The sequence below is a fragment of the Flavobacterium sp. HTF genome (assembly GCF_003105115.1).
GTDB lineage: Bacteria > Bacteroidota > Bacteroidia > Flavobacteriales > Flavobacteriaceae > Flavobacterium.
The window spans coordinates 1-19,715 of record NZ_QETH01000082.1 but is presented as its reverse complement, the minus strand read 5'-3'; the positions used below and the strand labels follow the sequence as shown (position 1 = coordinate 19,715).

The window sequence follows — 19,715 nt, the reverse complement described above, 5'->3', positions numbered from 1 at the left end:
AGTCCCTTTTACCTTCGGAATATTCAGATAATATTAGTGTTGAACAAATCAGTTTTATTTTAAAAGAAGGCCTTTTAATTTCTTTTCAGGAAAAAAGAAGCGACTTCTTTACACACATACGGGAGCGTCTCCGCACACATGCAGGAATTGTAAGGACAAAAAGAGTAGATTATTTACTATACCTGCTTTTAGATGCCGTGATGGAGAATTTTTATATTACACTGGAAGACGAAGAAGATAAAGTAGAGGAACTAATCAATCTGACTAAAAAAGAAGCCAAACCAATCATCTTGGAAAAGATTGAAAATCATCGCGATAATTTAAATTTTTTAAAAAGATCTATTGTACCCCTTCGGGATTCATTGTATTATCTCAAAACAATTAAGGATGATGATAGCAATGGCCTTATTCAAAAGGATACGTTTAATTTTTTTATAAGGCTTCATCAAAAAAGTTTAGAACTTTTAGAGCAGATAGAGTCAGATATGAGTTCTTTGGAAAGCGCTTCTAATTTCTATTTTTCGGAACAAAGCCGAAAAATGAATGAAATTATGAAAACCCTGACCATTATTTCAGCCATATTTATTCCGCTAACCTTCATAGTTGGAGTATACGGAATGAACTTTGAAAATATGCCGGAACTTAAAGCAGAAAATGGCTATTATATAGTTATGACTGGCATGTTTTTTCTGGTAATCGCATTAATCATTTATTTCAAAAAAAGACGTTGGTTTTAACGTTTGTTTCGGAATAAAATTTTTGATTTACAGTACATTTGTTTAGAATCAATATAAATAATTATGAGTAAAGCAGTATATATAGCCACAAGCGATCAGAACAGCGGAAAATCGATAATTACCCTCGGTTTAATGAGTATTCTGATTGGTAAAACAGCAAAAGTTGGGTACTTTAGACCTATTGTAGAAGATTTTGTTGATGGCGAAATCGATAATCATATAGAAACAGTTCTTTCACATTTTAATCTTGATATCAAATTTGAGGATGCTTATGCCATTACAAAAAGCAGATTAATCAAAAAGAAGAATAAAGGTAAAATAGGAGAAGTTTTAGATTTAATAATCGAAAAATACAAACGTCTCGAAGAGCGTTTCGATTTTGTCTTAGTAGAAGGAACGAGTTTTACAGGCGAAGGAACATCAATTGAATTAGATTTAAATGTTCTTATTGCCAAAAACCTCGGGATTCCAACCATAATTATTGGTTCCGGTATTGGTAAAACTTTAGAAGAACTTGTAGACAGCCTGTATTTGGTTTATGATTCCTTTAAGGTAAAAGAAGTAGAGGTTTTGTCGGTATTTGCAAACAAAGTACAGCCCGAAAATATTGAGCTTGTTACTAAAAGCCTTCAAAAAAGCCTCCCTGCAAATGTTTTAGTCAATACAATTCCGCTAATTTCGAGTTTGAACAATCCTACGATGCAGGAAATTGTGAATGTATTAGATGCAAAAGTTCTATTTGGAGAAAATTATCTAAATAACGAAATCGGTCATTACAGCGTGGGGGCCATGCAACTGCATAATTATCTGGTTCATCTGAATAATAATGCACTTGTAATTACGCCCGGAGATCGTTCGGATATTATTTTGGGAGCATTACAAGCTAATGAATCAGTCAATTACCCTACTATTTCCGGAATTATTCTAACAGGAAATATTATTCCTGAAGATAGTATTTTAAAGCTTATTGAAGGACTTTCAGCAATTGTACCTATTATTGCCGTAGATGGAGGAACCTATCATATTACAAATAAAATAGGAAGTATCCGGTCTGAGATTTATGCCAATAACACACATAAAATCGAGACATCGATTACTACTTTTGAAAAATATGTTGAAATAGAAGCACTGTCAGAAAGATTAATCACTTTTGAAGCAGAAGGTATGACACCAAAAATGTTTCAGTACAACATGGTAAAAAGAGCCAAGCAGCACCGTAAACATATCGTTCTTCCGGAAGGAAACGACGACAGAATTATTATCGCTGCTTCTAGATTATTAGATATGGACGTGGTAGATATTTCGATTATTGGAGACAAAAAACAAATCGAAAATAAAATTACCGAGCTTGGAATTAGTTTCGATTTTTCTAAAGTAAAAATTATAAATCCAATAGAATCTGATCTTTACGAAGATTATGCCAATACCTATTATGAGCTAAGAAAAGCCAAAAACGTAAGTATAACAATGGCCAGGGACTTAATGGAGGACGTTTCTTATTTTGGAACTATGATGGTCTATAAAGGCCATGCAGACGGAATGGTTTCGGGAGCGGCTCATACCACACAACATACTATTTTGCCTGCGTTGCAATTTATTAAGACAAAACCAAATTCATCAGTGGTTTCTTCTGTGTTTTTTATGTGTTTAGAAGACAGGGTTTCGGTTTTTGGAGATTGTGCCATTAATCCAAATCCAACGGCAGAACAATTGGCAGAAATTGCAATTTCATCGGCAGAATCAAGTTTAGCTTTTGGAATTGAACCTAAGATTGCCATGCTTTCCTATTCATCAGGATCATCCGGAAAAGGAGATGAGGTTGATAAAGTACGAACTGCAACAGCGATTGTAAAACAAAAACGCCCGGATTTAAAAATCGAAGGACCAATTCAGTATGATGCAGCTGTCGATTTAACCGTTGGAAAAAGCAAAATGCCGGATTCTGAGGTGGCAGGGCAGGCGAGTGTTCTTATTTTTCCTGATTTAAATACCGGAAACAATACTTATAAGGCGGTTCAGAGAGAAACCGGAGCATTGGCAATCGGTCCGATGTTACAAGGCTTAAACAAGCCTGTAAACGATCTTAGCCGTGGCTGTACAGTAGATGATATTATCAATACAGTTGTGATTACAGCGATTCAGGCACAGGGACTTTAAAAACAATTATTAATTATAAAATATGTCAGGCTGAGCGAAGTCGAAGCCCTTTTTTGTTTGACGAGCCTTCGACTTGCTCAGGATGACAATAAAGTTTTAAATAAAAAAAAACTCAGAACCTTAGAGACTCAGTATCTTAGCAACTTTTAAAAAAATGAAAATACTTATAATAAATTCAGGAAGTTCTTCAATAAAATATCAATTAATGATTATGCCGGCAAACGAAGTAATTTGTACCGGTATGATTGACAGAATTGGCTTGGAAACATCCAATATCACTTTTAAAACCGCTACAAATTCTTATGAAGAAATACTGCCAATTCCAACACATAAAGTGGGTTTGCAAAAAGTAGCAGAATTATTACTGGATCCTGAAACGGGAGTAATTAAAACAACTTCAGAAATTACGGCAGTGGGGCACAGAGTGGTTCACGGCGGCAGTTATTTTTCTGATACAACAATCATAACAGAAGAAGTTAAAGAAAAAATAAAAGAACTTTCAGAATTGGCACCACTTCATAATCCGGCGCATTTAGTTGGAATAAATGTGGCAGAAGAGATATTTTCTGAAGCAAAACAAGTAGCCGTTTTTGATACCGCTTTTCATCAGACAATTCCGGTTGAAGCCCATAAATATGCGATTCCAAATTTCCTTTTAACAGAACATAAAGTCCGTGTATATGGTTTTCACGGAACAAGTCATAAATATGTTTCAGAAAAGGCAATTAGTTATTTGGACAAAAACTCTAAAATCATCACTATTCACTTAGGAAACGGCTGTAGTATGGCTGCCGTTAAAGACGGAAAAAGCATTGATACCACAATGGGTTTTTCGCCGGCAAATGGCTTAATTATGGGAACCCGTGCAGGAGATATCGATCAGTCGGTTATTTTTTATCTGGTAAAAAGTTTGGGTTACACGCCCGATGAAGTAAATTCTATTTTATTGAAACAAAGCGGAATGCTTGGTTTAACCGGTTACAGCGATTTGCGTGATATCGAAGCAAAAGCCCAGGAAGGAAATAAGGATTGTGAACTGGCTTTATTGATGAATGCGTATAGAATCAGAAAAACGATTGGTGCTTACGCAGCAGCCTTAAAAGGATTGGATGCTATTGTTTTTACAGCCGGAATTGGCGAAAACTCTTCTTATATGCGTAATTTGATCTGTACCGATATGAACTATTTCGGAATTGAAATTGATACGGCAAAAAATCAAATTCGTTCTAAAGAAGTGAGAGAAATTAATTCAGCAAACTCAACCGTAAAAGTGTTAGTTGTTCCGACTGATGAAGAGTACGAAATCGCAAATCAGGTTTTTCAGTTATTAGAAAATTAATTTTTTAAAATATATTTCTGTAATGGTAAAAGTTATAGCAGTGACATTATTCTTACTATTTCTTTTTCTTTCATTAATTCATTTTTATTGGGCTTTTGGAGGAAAATGGGGCACACAGGGTGTTTATCCAACACCGGATAATACAACGCAACCAAGAAATCCCGGAATAATTGCGACGTTGCTTGTTGCCATTGCATTGTTTGGTTTTGGTGTTTTTTATTTAATAAAAGTTGAAATACTTTATCTCAAAATACCTTCAGGGATTTATAAATATGGCCTATGGATTTTAATGGCAGTATTTATTTTAAGAGCAATCGGGGATTTTAAGTATCTGGGCTTTTTCAAAAAAATAAAAAACACCAAATTTGGGCAAAATGACACTAAATACTTTGCTCCGTTATGTTTAATAATAGGCATTTTAACATTGTTGATGGCTATATCGACCTAAAAGGCTTATCTTATTTTGCAATAGAAAATTAAATATTTGTCAGTATCTTTGGATTTAAAATTGAATATCTTGAAATCGATACTTTTTAAATCAGTTTTCTTCTTTTTCATCGCTTTACAACTTCAGGCACAAGAATTACTTCCCTTCGTAGAAAACTACAGCAAATCTGATTATCAGGGAGATAATCAAATCTGGAATGTTGTACAGGGAAATGATAACGCAATGTATTTTGCCAATAACCATTATTTGCTTCGTTACGATGGAGTAAAATGGGAAAAATATACACTTCCGAACAAAACCATTATCAGATCTATTTTAATCGAAGGAGATAAAATTTACTCAGGTTCTTATAAGGAATTTGGTTATTGGTACAGAAAAGACGGAACGATGCATTATGTATCGATTACAAAAAATCTTAGATTATTTGACGAAAAAGACAATGAAGAAATCTGGAAGATTTTCAGATATAATGGCTCGCTTTATTTTCAGTCATTTAATGACGTCTTTATTTATAACGGAAAAACGATTAAGAAAATAAAATTTCCGTTTTTGATTTCATATTGTTTCGCTGTAGATAAAAATCTTTATGTAGCATCAGTTCAGAAAGGGATTTTTAAAATGAACGGCAAACATATCGCCAGTCCAAAAGGTTGGAGTGTTCTCAAAAATACAGTTGTACATGCTATAGAAAAGCATAAAAATCAGACTTATATTTTTACACAGAAGAAAGGAATTTTCATTGTTGGGAAAAATGGCCTGAAAGCATGGAATAATCCATTAAATGAAATTTTAAAATCAGCTACAATAAATGTGGCAAAGTTTATAAAAGACAATAAACTTATTATAGGAACAGGAAACAGGGGAATTGTAATTTTAGATCTAACAACAAATCTTTATAAAATTATAGAAAGGGAGAATGTTCTGATGAATAATTCGATCTTAAGTATCGGATTTGACAGGGAAAACGATCTTTGGCTTGGTTTAGATAACGGAATTGCGCATGTTGAGGTCAATTCTCCAATATCTTTTTTTTATGATAATTCCGGAATCCTGGGCTCCGTTTATTCAGTCGCCACTACCAACAAAGGATATCTTATTGCCTCCAATCATGGTGTATTTGAATATGGTTCAGGAAAATTCAGCATGATGCCAAATACACAAGGCCAGGGCTGGAATATTGCTAAAATTAATGATAAATTTATTATAGGTCATAATGATGGGACATTCTCTTATCAAAACGGTACTTTAAGCAGAATAAATAACGTAAGCGGAGGATGGAATTTATCAAAAAGTAGTATCAATAATACCTATTTTCAGTCTACATACAGTGGTATTCTCGTTTACGACAACCTTTCTGACTTATCCCAGTATAAAATAATCAAAGACCTGGCAAAGCCGATTAAATATGTCGCCCAGAATAAACGAAATGAAATTTGGGCCGCAGATAATTACAGAGGATTGTACCATGTTTTACTGGATGATAATTACAAAACAAAAAAGGTAGAAAACGTAACTCAGCAAAGCAATATAAAAAATGACTTTGGAATTAAGATTTTCGAATTCAGAAAAGAAATACTTTTTCTGATTAATAATACCTGGTATACTTATAATTCGATTTCTAATAAACTGGAAGAAAACGAATTATTTAATACTAATTTCAAAAATGTATCAGATATCGTGGCGATCGATGAAGATCATTTTATGGTTTTGCAAAACGGAATTTTATACCATATTTATGCCGAAGGAAATAAATTTATCTGGAATATCATTCAGGAAAAATATTATAAAGGAAAGCTTATAAACGAAAATCTAAGGATTTTTAAAGATAAGAATGATTATCTGTTCAATCTTGATGACGGTTTTATTTCACTTAAACTGGAATATGAAAACAGGCAAAATGCTACAATTAAAATAGAAGCTTTTAGTGACAATACTTTAGTTTCAAATGATTCCAAAATTAAATTCAATACAGAATTAAAAATTAATGTAATATCCGGAATATACGGTGCCAGCAGGCCTAATTTATTTTACAAATTAAATAACAATAAAGAATTCCTGCCAATTTCTGACGGACTGATAGTGCTTAATAATCTTAGCAGCGGATTTCATTCCATAGAAATCTATAAACATGATGGTGCAACTTATGATAAAGTTTCGGATTTTAAATTTAAAGTAGCAGAACCATGGTATTTCTCGTTCTGGATGGTTTCGTTATATATTTTAGTAATAGCACTAGTTTTATTTTTATATTATAAATGGAACAAATTAAGATATATCCAGAAATTAAAATTACAGGCAGAAGAATTAAAACATCAGCGTGAGATTTTGGAAATGGAGCTAAAAGCGGAAAACGAATTAAATCTTCAGGAATACGAAAAGCATATCCTTGAATTGGAACTGCAGACAAAATCTTCTGAAGTTGCAGGAAAATCCCTTTCTATAGCCAAACAAAGTGAAATGATTGAGAATATTCAAAATATTTTAGATTCAGAAAAAGACTTTAATAAACTTAAAAGTGAAATAAAGAAAGCTATTAAGATTAATGAAGTTAATAAACATGAATGGGAGATTTTTGAGACTAATCTAAATCAAATACACAACGAATTTATAATCACCCTGACCAAAAAATTTCCAAATCTTACTCCTAAAGATGTAAAATTGTGTGTTTATTTGAAAATGAATCTTTCTTCTAAGGAAATTGCTCCTATGATGAACATCTCTTTCAGAGGTGTTGAATTACACAGATATCGACTCAGAAAGAAATTAAACCTTACTCAGGACGAAAACCTGTCAAAATTTTTATTAACTCTGTAAGATTGATATGTATTTTCTAAACATATTATATTTTTGTATCCCTTTTTTTACATAATTCCAATACATCATTACTACATCATAACGTTATGTTGATAGAAAATTTAAAACTATTAAGTGTTTGAATTTTAAAACATTATGAGCGATTTTTGATGTAGTGATGTAGCTATGTAGTAGTGCCATTTGATGTACTACAACGTTGTAATTGCTTAATTTGGCTCTACTAACTTAAACGATTACAAACTGTATGAAAAATTTTATTTTTAGCTTTTTAGCGCTCTTATTGCTGCCAGCTTATATGTCTGGACAGGTACAAGCAATTAAAGGAAAAGTAGTTGACAGCAGCGGAATGGGAATTCCAGGAGCAGTTATTGCTTCATCCGATGCCAGAGCAACTGCTGATGCAGATTTCGACGGAAACTTTACGATTAATGCAAAACCTGGAGACATTTTAAAAATCTCTATGTTAGGTTTTGATCCTGTTTCTGTACCGGCAACTGCCGCACCAATGACAATTACATTAAAAGAAGCAGGTGATACTGCCTTAAAAGAAGTAGTTGTTATCGGATACGGTACCAGAAAGAAAATTGATAATACTTCGGCTGTCAGCTCAATCAAGTCCGAAGAAATTACAAAAATGAAGGTAATCAATGCATCACAAGCTATTCAGGGTAAAGCTGCAGGGGTTCAGGTAGCTACTTCTGATGCTCCAGGCAGTACGCCATCTATCGTAATTAGAGGGGTTGGTACAGCTTTAGGAGGAAGAAGTCCATTGTATGTTGTAGACGGAATGCCAGCAGATAATATCAATAACATCAACACTAATGATATTACCTCATATGAAGTATTGAAAGATGCTTCTGCTTTAGCAATTTATGGTACCAGAGGAGCAAATGGTGTAATTATGATTACAACAAAAACAGGAAAAGGAAAGCTTACTGTTGATATTGATAGCTATGCAGGTTTTAGAACACCTTTAAAAAAGGTAAAAATGGCAAACAGCGACCAATATATTCAATATAACAATGCTGCTTTCATTAATCAGTTTCCTGCAGGAAGATTTTCTCAAAATCAACCTTACAATACAAATTGGTTTGATGAAATAACCAGAACTGGTACTTATACTCAAAACAATATTTCTCTTTCAGGATCTTCAGAAAACATTAAATACTTTTTTAGTATTGGTAACTATGAAGAAGATGGTATTTTAAAAGGAACAGAGTATGGGCGTACAACCTTTAGAAGTAACAATGAATATAAGATTTCAGATAAGCTTAAAATCAGCCAAAATTTTAGTGTGAGTTCTATAAAAAATACTCCTCAGCCATTAAGTGCATTTACTTCTGCTTACAGACAATCTCCATTAGTTCCCGTACATTACCCTAATGGTAAATATGGAGTTCCATTTATACAAAATGGCGTTATATCACAAACTGGGGATTCATTTAATTCAGTAGGAAATCCTGTGGTTGCTTTAGATTATAATAATGAACAACAAAAAAGTGTTGTTCTTCAGGGAGGGTTAAGATTAGATTATGATATAAGTAAATCATTAAAATTCACTTCACAATTTAACGGAGAATATTATACATACAAACAGTATAACTATGTTGATAATTTAGGTCTTTGGTTAGCAGCAGATCCTAATAGAGCAGAATCTGGTTACGATAAAAAGAGCTTGAATACAAACACATTAACTAGAAATACGGATGATTATTTCAATTGGAATTTATCAAACTACTTCACTTATAATAAAGTTTTTGGTGAAATTCATGATGTAGAAATTACAGCTGGTATTGAAGCTAACGTTATTGGTACAAGAGAAAAAACAACAGCAGATATCAAAAACGTAAATCCAAATAGTAATTTTTGGGGCTTAGACGGCTATGCATATGCACAAAATGGCGGAGTAACTACTTATAAAGCTATTAACGAAAACGAGTCCAGATTAGCTTCTTATTTTGGACGTTTTCAATATAAACTATTAGACAGATATTTAATAACAGGAACGTTAAGACGTGATGGTTCTTCTAATTACGCCAGCGATTATAGATGGGGAACATTTCCATCTATTGGTTTGGGATGGATCGTAACCAAGGAAAGTTTTTTATCTGATGTAAAAGGATTAGATCTTTTAAAATTGAGAGGATCATGGGGTAGATTAGGAAACCAAAAAGTGCCACTTAACAGACAATTTTTGACTTCGGGTTTAAATTACAATGATGGTGTTGGTCAGAGTATTATTTCACAAATAGATCCAAATTTATCATGGGAAATTGTAGAAGAGTCTTCTGTAGGTTTAGATATTGAATTATTAAACAATAGATTGAAAGGATCATTTGATGTTTATGATAAAAATACAACAAATGCAATTTTGAATTCTACACCATATTCAACTTCAGGAATTACTGCAGCATCACCAACACATGTTGGTGAAGTTTCTAACAAAGGATTTGAAATCTCATTACGTTGGGATGATAAAATTAATGACAATGTAAGTTATTGGGTAGGAGGAAATTTTTCTCACAACAAAAATGAACTAACTAGTCTTAAGGATGTTCAATTAGCTACAATTACTGGAGGATCATTAGGAAACGGTGAAACTACAAAAATGTTGAATAATACATCAGTAGGACAGCCTTTAGGAAGTTTTTATATGTATGAATATGCAGGTATAGACCCTGCAAATGGACAAATGTTGTACTATACAGCAAACGGAGATAAAGTTACTCAGGGTTCTTTAGATAAAACACGTGACAGAAAATATGTAGGCTCAGTATTACCAACATCTAATTACGGAGTAACTCTGGGAGTAACCTATAAAAATATTGATTTCTCAGTTGATGGTTATGGTACAGGTGGTGCAAAAGTTTATAATGGTAAAAAAGCACAACGTTTTTATGGAGAAAATGTAGAGGCATCTCTTGCAACGAACTTCTGGACACCAACAAATACAAATGCTTCAAATCCAGCTCCATTTAATCAGGTTCCAGTTGCTTCAACTTACTATTTAGAATCAGGAGATTTCTTTAGAATCAACAACATCACTTTAGGTTATAAACTTCCTTTAAGAGAAGAAGGTTTTATTAACTATTGCAGAATTTATGTTAATGCAATGAATCCGTTTATCACTCAGAAATTTTCAGGATTCTCACCTGAAGTTCTTGGAGATGGAGAATTGGTTACAGGGACTCAGGGAGTTGAGTTAGATGCATACCCGGCGTTAAAAACATTTGTTATTGGTGCTAATTTAAAATTTTAATATTATGAAAAAATTATATATATCATTTTTTGTTCTTTCAGCATTATGTATGTCTGGATGTTCGGATGATTTCTTGGATGTGGATCAAACAAAGAACGTTCCTGCTGATCCGGAGCAGGTTAACAGCAATGAAGGAGCAACATCATTAGTTGATGGAATTTACAATATATTCTTATCATGGGATATGTCTTCTTTTGCATGGAACGGCGTTACAAGTATTATTTCAGATGATGCGGACAAAGGTTCAGATCCAGGAGATACAGGTTCGGATAAAGATGTTTTAGATGCTTTGACTTATAATGCTTCAACACCATCATTTCAAAGTATTTGGGATTATAATTATGCTGGTATAAACAGATGTAATCAGGCACTTGAAATGTTACCTAAGCTAGATCAGGTAACCCCTGCCTTAAAAACCAGATTAGCTGGAGAAGCAAAATTTTTAAGAGCTTTTATGTATTTTACTCTTGTAAAAGGATATGGAGGAGTTCCTATTGTGGATCATTTATCTCCTGTGCCAATATCTCAGGCTGATAAAGAAATGCAATTAACCCGTAGATCAGTAGCAGAAGTGTATGCTTTTATAGAAAAAGATTTAGCTGATGCAGCAGAAGCGTTGCCATTAAAATCAGCTTACTCTGGCTTAGATGTAGCAAGGGTTTCAAAAGGATCTGCATATGCATTATTGGCCAAAGTAAGTTTATATCAAAAAAAATGGCAAAATGTTGTTGACAATTGTAATAAAGTAACAGGGTATTCTTTAGTTTCAGATTATTCTTTAATGTTTAAAAAAGAAGGGGAATTTGGTGCAGAATCAATTTTTGAAATTAATGGAATTGGTTCAACAACTTCACCAGGATTTGGAATTGGAAATTATACAGTTTCTCAGGCACCACGTGGTGCTGGAGGCTGGGGTTGGGGTTTCAATACACCAACTGAAGGACTTGCTAATGCATACGAAGCTGGAGATATTAGAAAAAATGCAACCATTATTTTTAGAGGCACAACTTTATATGATGGAAGAGTTGTAGCTTCAACGGTTTCTAATCCGAGATACAATTATAAAGCATATTCGTCATCATTTTACAATCAGGAATTTACAGATACCAATCTAAGATATTTAAGATATGCTGAAGTTTTATTGATGAAAGCAGAAGCATTAAATGAATTAGGACAAACAGGGGATGCTATTCTTTTATTAAATCAAGTAAGACACAGAGCTAATATTGGAGATACACCTGCTGTATCCCAATCAGATGTTAGAACTGCTATCTGGAAAGAAAGAAGAGTTGAGTTAGCTTTCGAACACGACAGATGGTTTGATCTTATTAGAACTGGTCAGGCTGAGGCAGCAATGAAAGCTGATGTAAGCCCACAGTTTCCTAACGGTAAAACATTTGTTGTTGGAAAACATGAGTTATTTCCAATTCCATCTAGCTTTATTCAACAGTCAGTTGGATATTCTACACAAAACCCGGGCGGTTATTAATCAAATATATTAAAATCACTTCCTTCAAATTCTGGAGGAAGTGATTTATTACAATATTAAAATTTTAGAAATGATTAGAATTTCAGTTTTATTTTTAGCTTTTATTTTTTTTAGCTGTGGATCAAATGCAGATAAATCAAAAGAGAATACAGAGGAAAATACACCTGGTGTTGCATTAAGTGATGAACAGCTTTTAGATATTGTTCAAAAACAAACCTTCAAATATTTTTGGGATTATGCTGAGCCAAATTCAGGATTAGCAAGAGAACGTTTTCATCCAGACGGAAATTATCCTGAAAACGATGCCCATATTGTAACAACAGGAGGCTCGGGGTTTGGACTAATGGCAATTGTTTCCGGAATGTCAAGAGGATATGTTACAAAAGAAGAAGGAGTAAAAAGATTAGACAAAATTGCCGATTTCCTTGCAAAAGCAGATCGTTTTCATGGAGCATGGTCACACTGGATTGACGGAAATACAGGAAAAGTAAAACCATTTGGGACTAAAGATAATGGAGGAGATTTAGTCGAAACATCATTTTTAATTTCAGGAATGATTACTGTTCGTGAGTATTTAAAAACAGGTAATGAAAAAGAGAAAGCTGTAGCAGCAAAATATGATGCACTTTGGAAAGGTGTTGAATGGCAATGGTTTACTAATAATAAAGATGTTTTATACTGGCACTGGTCACCAAACTATGCCTGGCAGATGAATTTTGCTCTGGAAGGTTATAATGAATGCCTGATTACGTATATCATGGCTGCATCTTCACCAACACATGCAATTGATCCAAAAGTGTATCATGAAGGATGGGCAAGAAGCGGGGGCATTGTTTCTTCAAAAACAAAATATAACATTCCGTTAATTTTAAAACATAATGGAGCAGAAGAATTTGGAGGACCATTGTTCTGGGCACATTATTCTTATGTGGGATTAGATCCAAATCAATTGAGTGATAAATATGCCAATTATTTTGATCTGAACAAAAATCAGGTTGAAATCGATTATAAATACTGTATTGAAAATCCTAAGAAAAATAAGTATTACGGAGCAGATTATTGGGGTTTAACAGCATCTTATTCGAGAAATCCTGATGGTTCGATTGGTTACGATGCACATATGCCGAGTAACGATAAGGGAGTTATCTCTCCAACGGCAGCGTTTAGTTCGATTGTTTATATGCCAAAAGAATCTATTGCGGTAATGCGTAATTTATATGAAAACCATAAAAATGAAACCTGGGGAGAAGCCGGTTTTTATGATGCGGTAAGTTTAGAAAATAACTGGACAGCAAAACGATATTTAGCCATAGATCAGGGACCGGAGGTTGTAATGATTGAGAATTATCGTTCTGGTTTATTATGGAAATTATTTATGAATGCTCCCGAAGTAAAAGAAGGTTTAAAAAAACTTGGTTTTACATCAGGAAAATACGGAATCTAACTATTTTCTAAATGAAATACAGAATAACGTTCTTACTGGCATTGATCTCTTGTTTAAGTTTTTCACAAAAAGAAACATCAGGAAAATTCAAAACTGTTATTGTAACTAATTATGAGTTAGGATATGCTTTGCATAAACCAGTAAACACAAAAGAGAAAAAGCCATTAATAGTTTTTGTATCTGGTGATGGCGAAAAAGGAACTGATATCGAAAAAGTAAAAATTCATGGACCTTTAAAATATTTAAAAAACCATGAATTAGATGCTTACGTTCTGGCACCGCAATGCAAAGAAGGAGAGAACTGGGATATCGATGCCATTCATCAGCTGATTCTTAAAATCCAGAAAGAAAACAATATAGACTCTGACAGGATTTATGTTACGGGATTAAGCTCAGGAGGCTGGGCGGCATGGAATCTTGCTCTTGCTTATCCGGAAATGTTTGCGGCAATTGTACCAATATCCGGTTTTGTTGATCTCATTCAGTTGGAAGAAGCCTGTAAAATTTCGCAAATTCCAACAAGAATATATCACGGATTACTGGATGATGTAGTAAAAGTCGATTATGCGATAACTATTTACAAAGAACTAAAAAAATGCAATGCCACAGATGTGACGTTAACCATTTTTGATGATGCAGGCCATGATAGCTGGACAAGAGTTTTTGATAATGCAGCAATTTATGACTGGATGCTGAAGCAGAAAAAAACGAATACAAACAAATAAAACAGACTGAAATCACTTTAATTCTAAACTTGCAAACAGAATAAAAGCGATTCCACGCCCCCATAATAAAACAAATATTAAATACACATGAAAAACAAATTAGTCTTACTTTTTTTAGGATGTGCTGTTTTGGGTTATGCCCAGAAAAAGAACACTAAAAATACAGTGAAAATCAAACCAAAGTCTGAATTTGTAGCAGAATTAATTTCTAAAATGACTTTAGACGAAAAATTAGGTCAGTTAAACTTACCTACATCAGGTGATATTACTACAGGACAAGCTAATAGCTCAAATGTGGCAAAAAACATCGCTGAAGGGAAAGTAGGAGGTTTGTTCAACATAAAATCAGTTCAAAAAATTAAGGAAGTACAAAAAATAGCTGTTGAACAAAGCCGTTTAAAAATTCCGTTGCTTTTTGGAATGGATGTTATTCATGGTTACGAAACGACATTTCCAATTCCGTTAGGATTGTCATGTACGTGGGATATGGGATTAATTGAAAGAAGTGCGCAAATTGCTGCAAAAGAAGCAAGTGCAGACGGTATCAACTGGACATTCTCACCAATGGTGGATATTTCCCGCGACCCGCGTTGGGGAAGAGTTTCTGAAGGTTCAGGTGAAGATCCGTACTTAGGAAGCCAAATCGCTAAGGCAATGGTTAACGGTTACCAACAACACGATCTTTCTAAAAACAACTCAATTTTAGCCTGTGTAAAACACTTTGCGTTATACGGTGCACCAGAAGGCGGACGTGATTATAATACAGTTGATATGAGTCATATCAGAATGTTCAATGATTATTTTCCTCCATACAAAGCTGCGGTTGACGCCGGAGTAGGTTCTGTAATGGCTTCTTTTAACGAAATTGACGGAATCCCTGCAACAGGAAACAGATGGTTAATGACAGATGTTTTAAGAAAACAATGGGGATTTAAAGGTTTTGTAGTAACAGATTTTACCGGAATTCCGGAAATGATCGAACACGGAATGGGGAATCTGCAGGATGTGTCTGCTTTGTCACTAAATGCCGGTGTTGAAATGGACATGGTTGGAGAAGGTTTCTTAACAACTTTAAAAAAATCCTTAGATGAAAAAAGAGTTACTATGGCGCAGATTGACAATGCCGTAAAACTTATTTTGGAAGCTAAATATGATTTAGGTCTATTCCAGGATCCATACAAATATTGTGATGAAAAAAGAGCCAAAACTGAAATCTTCACAACAGACAGCAGAAAAGAAGCACGCCAAATTGCAGCGCAGTCTCTGGTATTATTAAAAAATCAAAATCAGTTACTTCCTCTTAAAAAATCAGGAACAATTGCTTTGATCGGACCTTTGGCAGATGCTAAAGAAAACATGCCGGGAACCTGGAGTGTGGCGACAAGAATGGAAAATGCCATTTCGTTATTGGCAGGAATCAAGGAAGTTGCAGGAAAAGACACGAAAGTTTTATATGCCAAAGGAAGTAATTTAGATTATGATGAAACTTTTGAAACCAACGCTACAATGTTTGGTAAAACCTTACACCGTGACGGCCGTTCTAAAGAAGAATTATTAGCAGAGGCTTTAAAAGTTGCAAATCAGTCAGATGTAATTGTTGCTGCACTTGGAGAATCTGCAGAAATGAGCGGAGAATCAAGCAGCCGTACCAATTTAGAAATTCCACAAGCACAAAAAGATTTATTACAAGCTTTAATCAATACAGGAAAACCAGTTGTTTTAGTATTGTTTGACGGACGTCCGTTAGTTATTACTGACGAAGAAAAAACAGTTCCGGCCATTTTAAATGCCTGGTTTGCAGGTACAGAAGCAGGTTATGCCATTGCAGATGTTTTGTTTGGAGATGTTAATCCTTCCGGGAAATTGACAACAACATTTCCAAGAAGCGTGGGGCAGTTGCCAATATACTATGCACACAAAAATACAGGAAGACCACTTTCTAACACAGAAGGAAAATTCGAAAAATTCAGATCAAATTATATTGATGAAAGAAATGAACCATTATTTCCATTTGGATTTGGTTTAAGCTATACCACTTTTGATTATTCAAATGTAAAAATTTCATCAGATAAGATGAACTTCAACGGAAAAGTAACTGTTTCTGCTGATGTAACCAATACAGGGAATTTTGACGGAAAAGAAACCGTTCAGTTATACATTAGAGATTTAGTAGGATCTGTTACAAGACCGGTTAGAGAACTAAAAGGTTTCCAAAAAATAACCCTTAAAAAAGGAGAAAAACAAACTGTGACTTTTGAGATCACAGTAGAAGATTTAAAATTCTATAATTCTGATTTACAGTTTGTAGCTGAACCTGGACAGTTTGATGTTTTTGTGGGAACAAATTCAAACGCAGATAAGAAAGTTAGTTTTGAGTTAACTAAATAGTTGGTTAAATTGATTAGTAATTGCCCTTCGCAAGTGGTTAGGCGGAGGGCTTTTTTTTAACAAAAAACTAGTCTTTTAGCCCTAAGAACGATTATTCTTAAAATTTAAATCTAATGAATATGAACACTTTCAAAATATTTAGTCGCATTTCTTTTTTAGTGCTTCTCATCACTTTTTCTTCGTGTAATGCACAAAAAAATGCTATTGTAGCACATCGCGGAGCATGGAAAAAAAATAACCTGCCTGAAAATTCAATTGCAGCTTTAAGGCATGCGATCGATTTAAAATTACCAGGTTCAGAATTTGATGTGTGGAGAACGGCTGATGATTCACTTGTAATTAATCACGATGCGCATTATAACAAAATGGTAATTGAACAGACCAGTTATTCTGATTTAATCAAGTTTAAACTTTCAAACGGAGAGAAACTGCCAACATTACACGAATACATTTCAGAAGGAATTAAAAATAACAAACACACTCTTTTGGTATGCGAAATAAAACCTTCAGAAATCAGTAAAGAAAGAGGAAAGAAAACAGCCTTGTTAGCGGTTGAAACCATTAAGAAACTGAAAGCGGATAAAAAAACCTGTTACATAAGTTTTGATTATGACATTCTAAAACAAATCAGATCAGTTGATCCAAAGACTTCTCTACAATATTTAGAAGGAAATAAATCACCAAAAGAAGTTAAAGCAGACAATATTAACGGCGTTGATTATCATTATTCTGTCTTCAGGAAACACCCTGAATGGATACAGGAAGCAAAAGATAACAAAATTATTCTAAACGCATGGACAGTTAATGAAGCAGCAGATATGGACTGGATTATTGAAAATAAGTTTAATTACATCACGACAAACGAACCAGAGCTTCTGCAACAAAGACTGAAGGCTAAAAAATAAATCGGATAGCTAAATTCAACGCTTTTCGAAACCAAAAAAAAAGACAAAATGAAAACAACATATTTATCAATGTCAAGAACACTTTTGTTGCTCTTAGTTTGCTTTAGCATAAATGTTCAGGCACAAAAAATGCAGCTTCCGGGGAAAACAGAATGGTTTGATCCCAACAAAGCAGCAACAACTTATTGTAATCCGATAAATATTGGATACAATTATACAACCCAGAATCACAATGGGATTCCGATATCCCGTCGTTCAAGTGCAGATCCTGTAATCATTACCTACAAAGGAGAATATTATTTGTTTGCAACCAATCAGGCCGGATTTTTCTGGAGTAAAGATATGTCTGACTGGAATTTCGTTTACGGAAGTTTTCAAAGAAATCCCGGAGATGATGATCAGTGTGCACCAGCGGCATGGGTAGTAAATGATACTTTATTTTATGTAGGTTCAACCTGGAAAAAAGACCATCCTGTCTGGAAAACTGCAGATCCTAAATCAGGAAGATGGATCAAACATGTAGACAAAGCGATGTTGCCAACCTGGGATCCGGCTATTTTTCAGGATGATGATAAAAAAGTATATATGTATTATGGTTCAAGTGGAAAATTGCCACTTGTAGGCGTAGAAGTGGATTATAATACCTGGTTGCCAAAAGGAAATCAGGCAGATTATGCGCAACTGTATGCCGCAACAGAAGTAGAAGACATCCAGAAGCCATACGGACAGGCGAAAGCGGTTGTAGGATTAGATCCTTCGCTGCATGGCTGGGAGCGTTTTGGCCCAAATAATGACATGGAACCTGCTCCCTGGGGTAATTTTATTGAAGGTGCCTGGATGACCAAACACAACGGAAAATATTACATGCAATATGGTGCACCGGCAACAGAGTTTAAAGGTTACGCAAATGGTGTTCATGTGGGGGATAACCCGCTTGGGCCTTTTGTCTATCAAAAACACAATCCGATGTCTTATAAGCCGGGAGGTTTTGTAATTGGTGCCGGACACGGAAATACTTTTGCCGATAATTATGGCAATTACTGGAATACAGGAACTTGTAAAATCTCTATAAAAGATCGTTTTGAACGTCGTATAGATATGTTTCCTGCCGGATTTGATAAAGATGATGTAATGTATTCTATAACCTCTTATGGAGATTTTCCAATTACTTTGCCTACAAGCCAAAGAAATCAGGAAAAAGGCGCTTCATCAGGATGGATGTTATTATCTTATAAAAAACAGGTAACCGCTTCTTCTTCTGAAGAATGTATGGAAGTAGAAACAAACCGAATGGACAACGGAGGTAAAAAAGTATATGAAAAATTCTGCTATACTCCCGAAAACCTGACAGACGAAGACATTCAGACATACTGGTCGGCAAAAACAAGTAACCCGGGCGAATGGCTGCAGCTTGATTTAGGAAGAAAAATGCAGATCAATGCATTACAGATTAACTATGCAGATCATAAAGCAATGCAGCACAATAAAGCAATGGATATTTACTACCAATATAAAATATACATGTCTGATGATGCTGTCAATTGGAAACTGGTTGTAGATAAATCTAAAAACGATAAAGACGTACCTCACGATTATGTAGAATTAACAAAAGCAATCGAAGCGCGTTATATCAAAATGGAAAATATTCATAATGCATCAGGTCTGTTTGCCGTTTCTGATTTCAGGGTATTCGGAAACGGACTGGCAGAAAAGCCAAAATCAGTTTCAGATTTTAAAGTCAAAAGAAATGCAGCTGATTCCCGAAATGCGATTATTTCATGGAAAAAACAGGCAGATGCAATTGGATATAATATCTATTACGGAATAACGCCGGATAAATTGTACAACAGTATTATGGTTTATGGAAACAGCTCTTATGACTTCAGAGGTCTGGATAAAGGAACAAAGTATTATTTTACAATTGAGCCTTTTAATGAAAATGGTATTGGCCAAAAAAATAAGATTATCGAAGTAAAATAATTTTAATTTAATAAAAATTTAAAAACCTCT

The 19,715-nt window shown here is 34.3% G+C and carries 12 protein-coding genes; all 12 read left to right on the top strand.

The window, feature by feature from the left end; genetic code table 11:
* A partial coding sequence (locus tag DCO46_RS18305) for a CorA family divalent cation transporter (protein ID WP_116753934.1) occupies nt 1-737 on the top strand: 737 nt, incomplete at its 5' end.
* Between the two features lie 63 nt (nt 738-800).
* Entirely contained in the window at nt 801-2,894 is a 2,094-nt protein-coding gene (pta, locus tag DCO46_RS18300; RefSeq protein WP_116753933.1) for a phosphate acetyltransferase, read from the top strand.
* Nucleotides 2,895-3,048: 154 nt separating this feature from the next.
* Nucleotides 3,049-4,233, top strand: a complete 1,185-nt coding sequence (locus DCO46_RS18295) for an acetate/propionate family kinase (protein ID WP_116753932.1) — start codon at nt 3,049-3,051, stop codon at nt 4,231-4,233.
* A gap of 22 nt (nt 4,234-4,255) precedes the next feature.
* Nucleotides 4,256-4,681, top strand: coding sequence for a DUF3995 domain-containing protein (locus DCO46_RS18290; RefSeq protein WP_116753931.1), 426 nt, complete (start codon nt 4,256-4,258; stop codon nt 4,679-4,681).
* A gap of 69 nt (nt 4,682-4,750) precedes the next feature.
* Nucleotides 4,751-7,495, top strand: a complete 2,745-nt coding sequence (locus DCO46_RS18285) for a LuxR C-terminal-related transcriptional regulator (RefSeq protein ID WP_116753936.1) — start codon at nt 4,751-4,753, stop codon at nt 7,493-7,495.
* A 244-nt stretch (nt 7,496-7,739) separates the two neighbouring features.
* Complete coding sequence (locus DCO46_RS18280) at nt 7,740-10,754, top strand: SusC/RagA family TonB-linked outer membrane protein (protein ID WP_116753930.1); 3,015 nt, start codon at nt 7,740-7,742, stop codon at nt 10,752-10,754.
* Between the two features lie 4 nt (nt 10,755-10,758).
* On the top strand, nt 10,759-12,243 hold the full coding sequence (locus DCO46_RS18275; protein WP_116753929.1) for a RagB/SusD family nutrient uptake outer membrane protein: 1,485 nt from the start codon (nt 10,759-10,761) through the stop codon (nt 12,241-12,243).
* A 70-nt stretch (nt 12,244-12,313) separates the two neighbouring features.
* Nucleotides 12,314-13,687, top strand: coding sequence for a glucoamylase family protein (locus DCO46_RS18270; RefSeq protein WP_116753928.1), 1,374 nt, complete (start codon nt 12,314-12,316; stop codon nt 13,685-13,687).
* A gap of 11 nt (nt 13,688-13,698) precedes the next feature.
* Nucleotides 13,699-14,412: a prolyl oligopeptidase family serine peptidase gene (locus DCO46_RS18265; protein ID WP_116753927.1), complete on the top strand. Its 714-nt coding sequence runs from the start codon at nt 13,699-13,701 to the stop codon at nt 14,410-14,412.
* 87 nt (nt 14,413-14,499) lie between these two features.
* Nucleotides 14,500-16,800 (top strand): beta-glucosidase BglX, encoded by a 2,301-nt coding sequence (gene bglX, locus DCO46_RS18260; protein ID WP_116753926.1) that lies wholly within the window; start codon nt 14,500-14,502, stop codon nt 16,798-16,800.
* Between the two features lie 119 nt (nt 16,801-16,919).
* Nucleotides 16,920-17,705 (top strand): glycerophosphodiester phosphodiesterase family protein, encoded by a 786-nt coding sequence (locus DCO46_RS18255; RefSeq protein ID WP_116753935.1) that lies wholly within the window; start codon nt 16,920-16,922, stop codon nt 17,703-17,705.
* 48 nt (nt 17,706-17,753) lie between these two features.
* The gene (locus DCO46_RS18250; protein ID WP_116753925.1) at nt 17,754-19,685 is read left to right on the top strand and encodes a family 43 glycosylhydrolase; all 1,932 of its coding nucleotides are present in this window, start codon (nt 17,754-17,756) and stop codon (nt 19,683-19,685) included.
* Nucleotides 19,686-19,715: the final 30 nt, after the last annotated feature.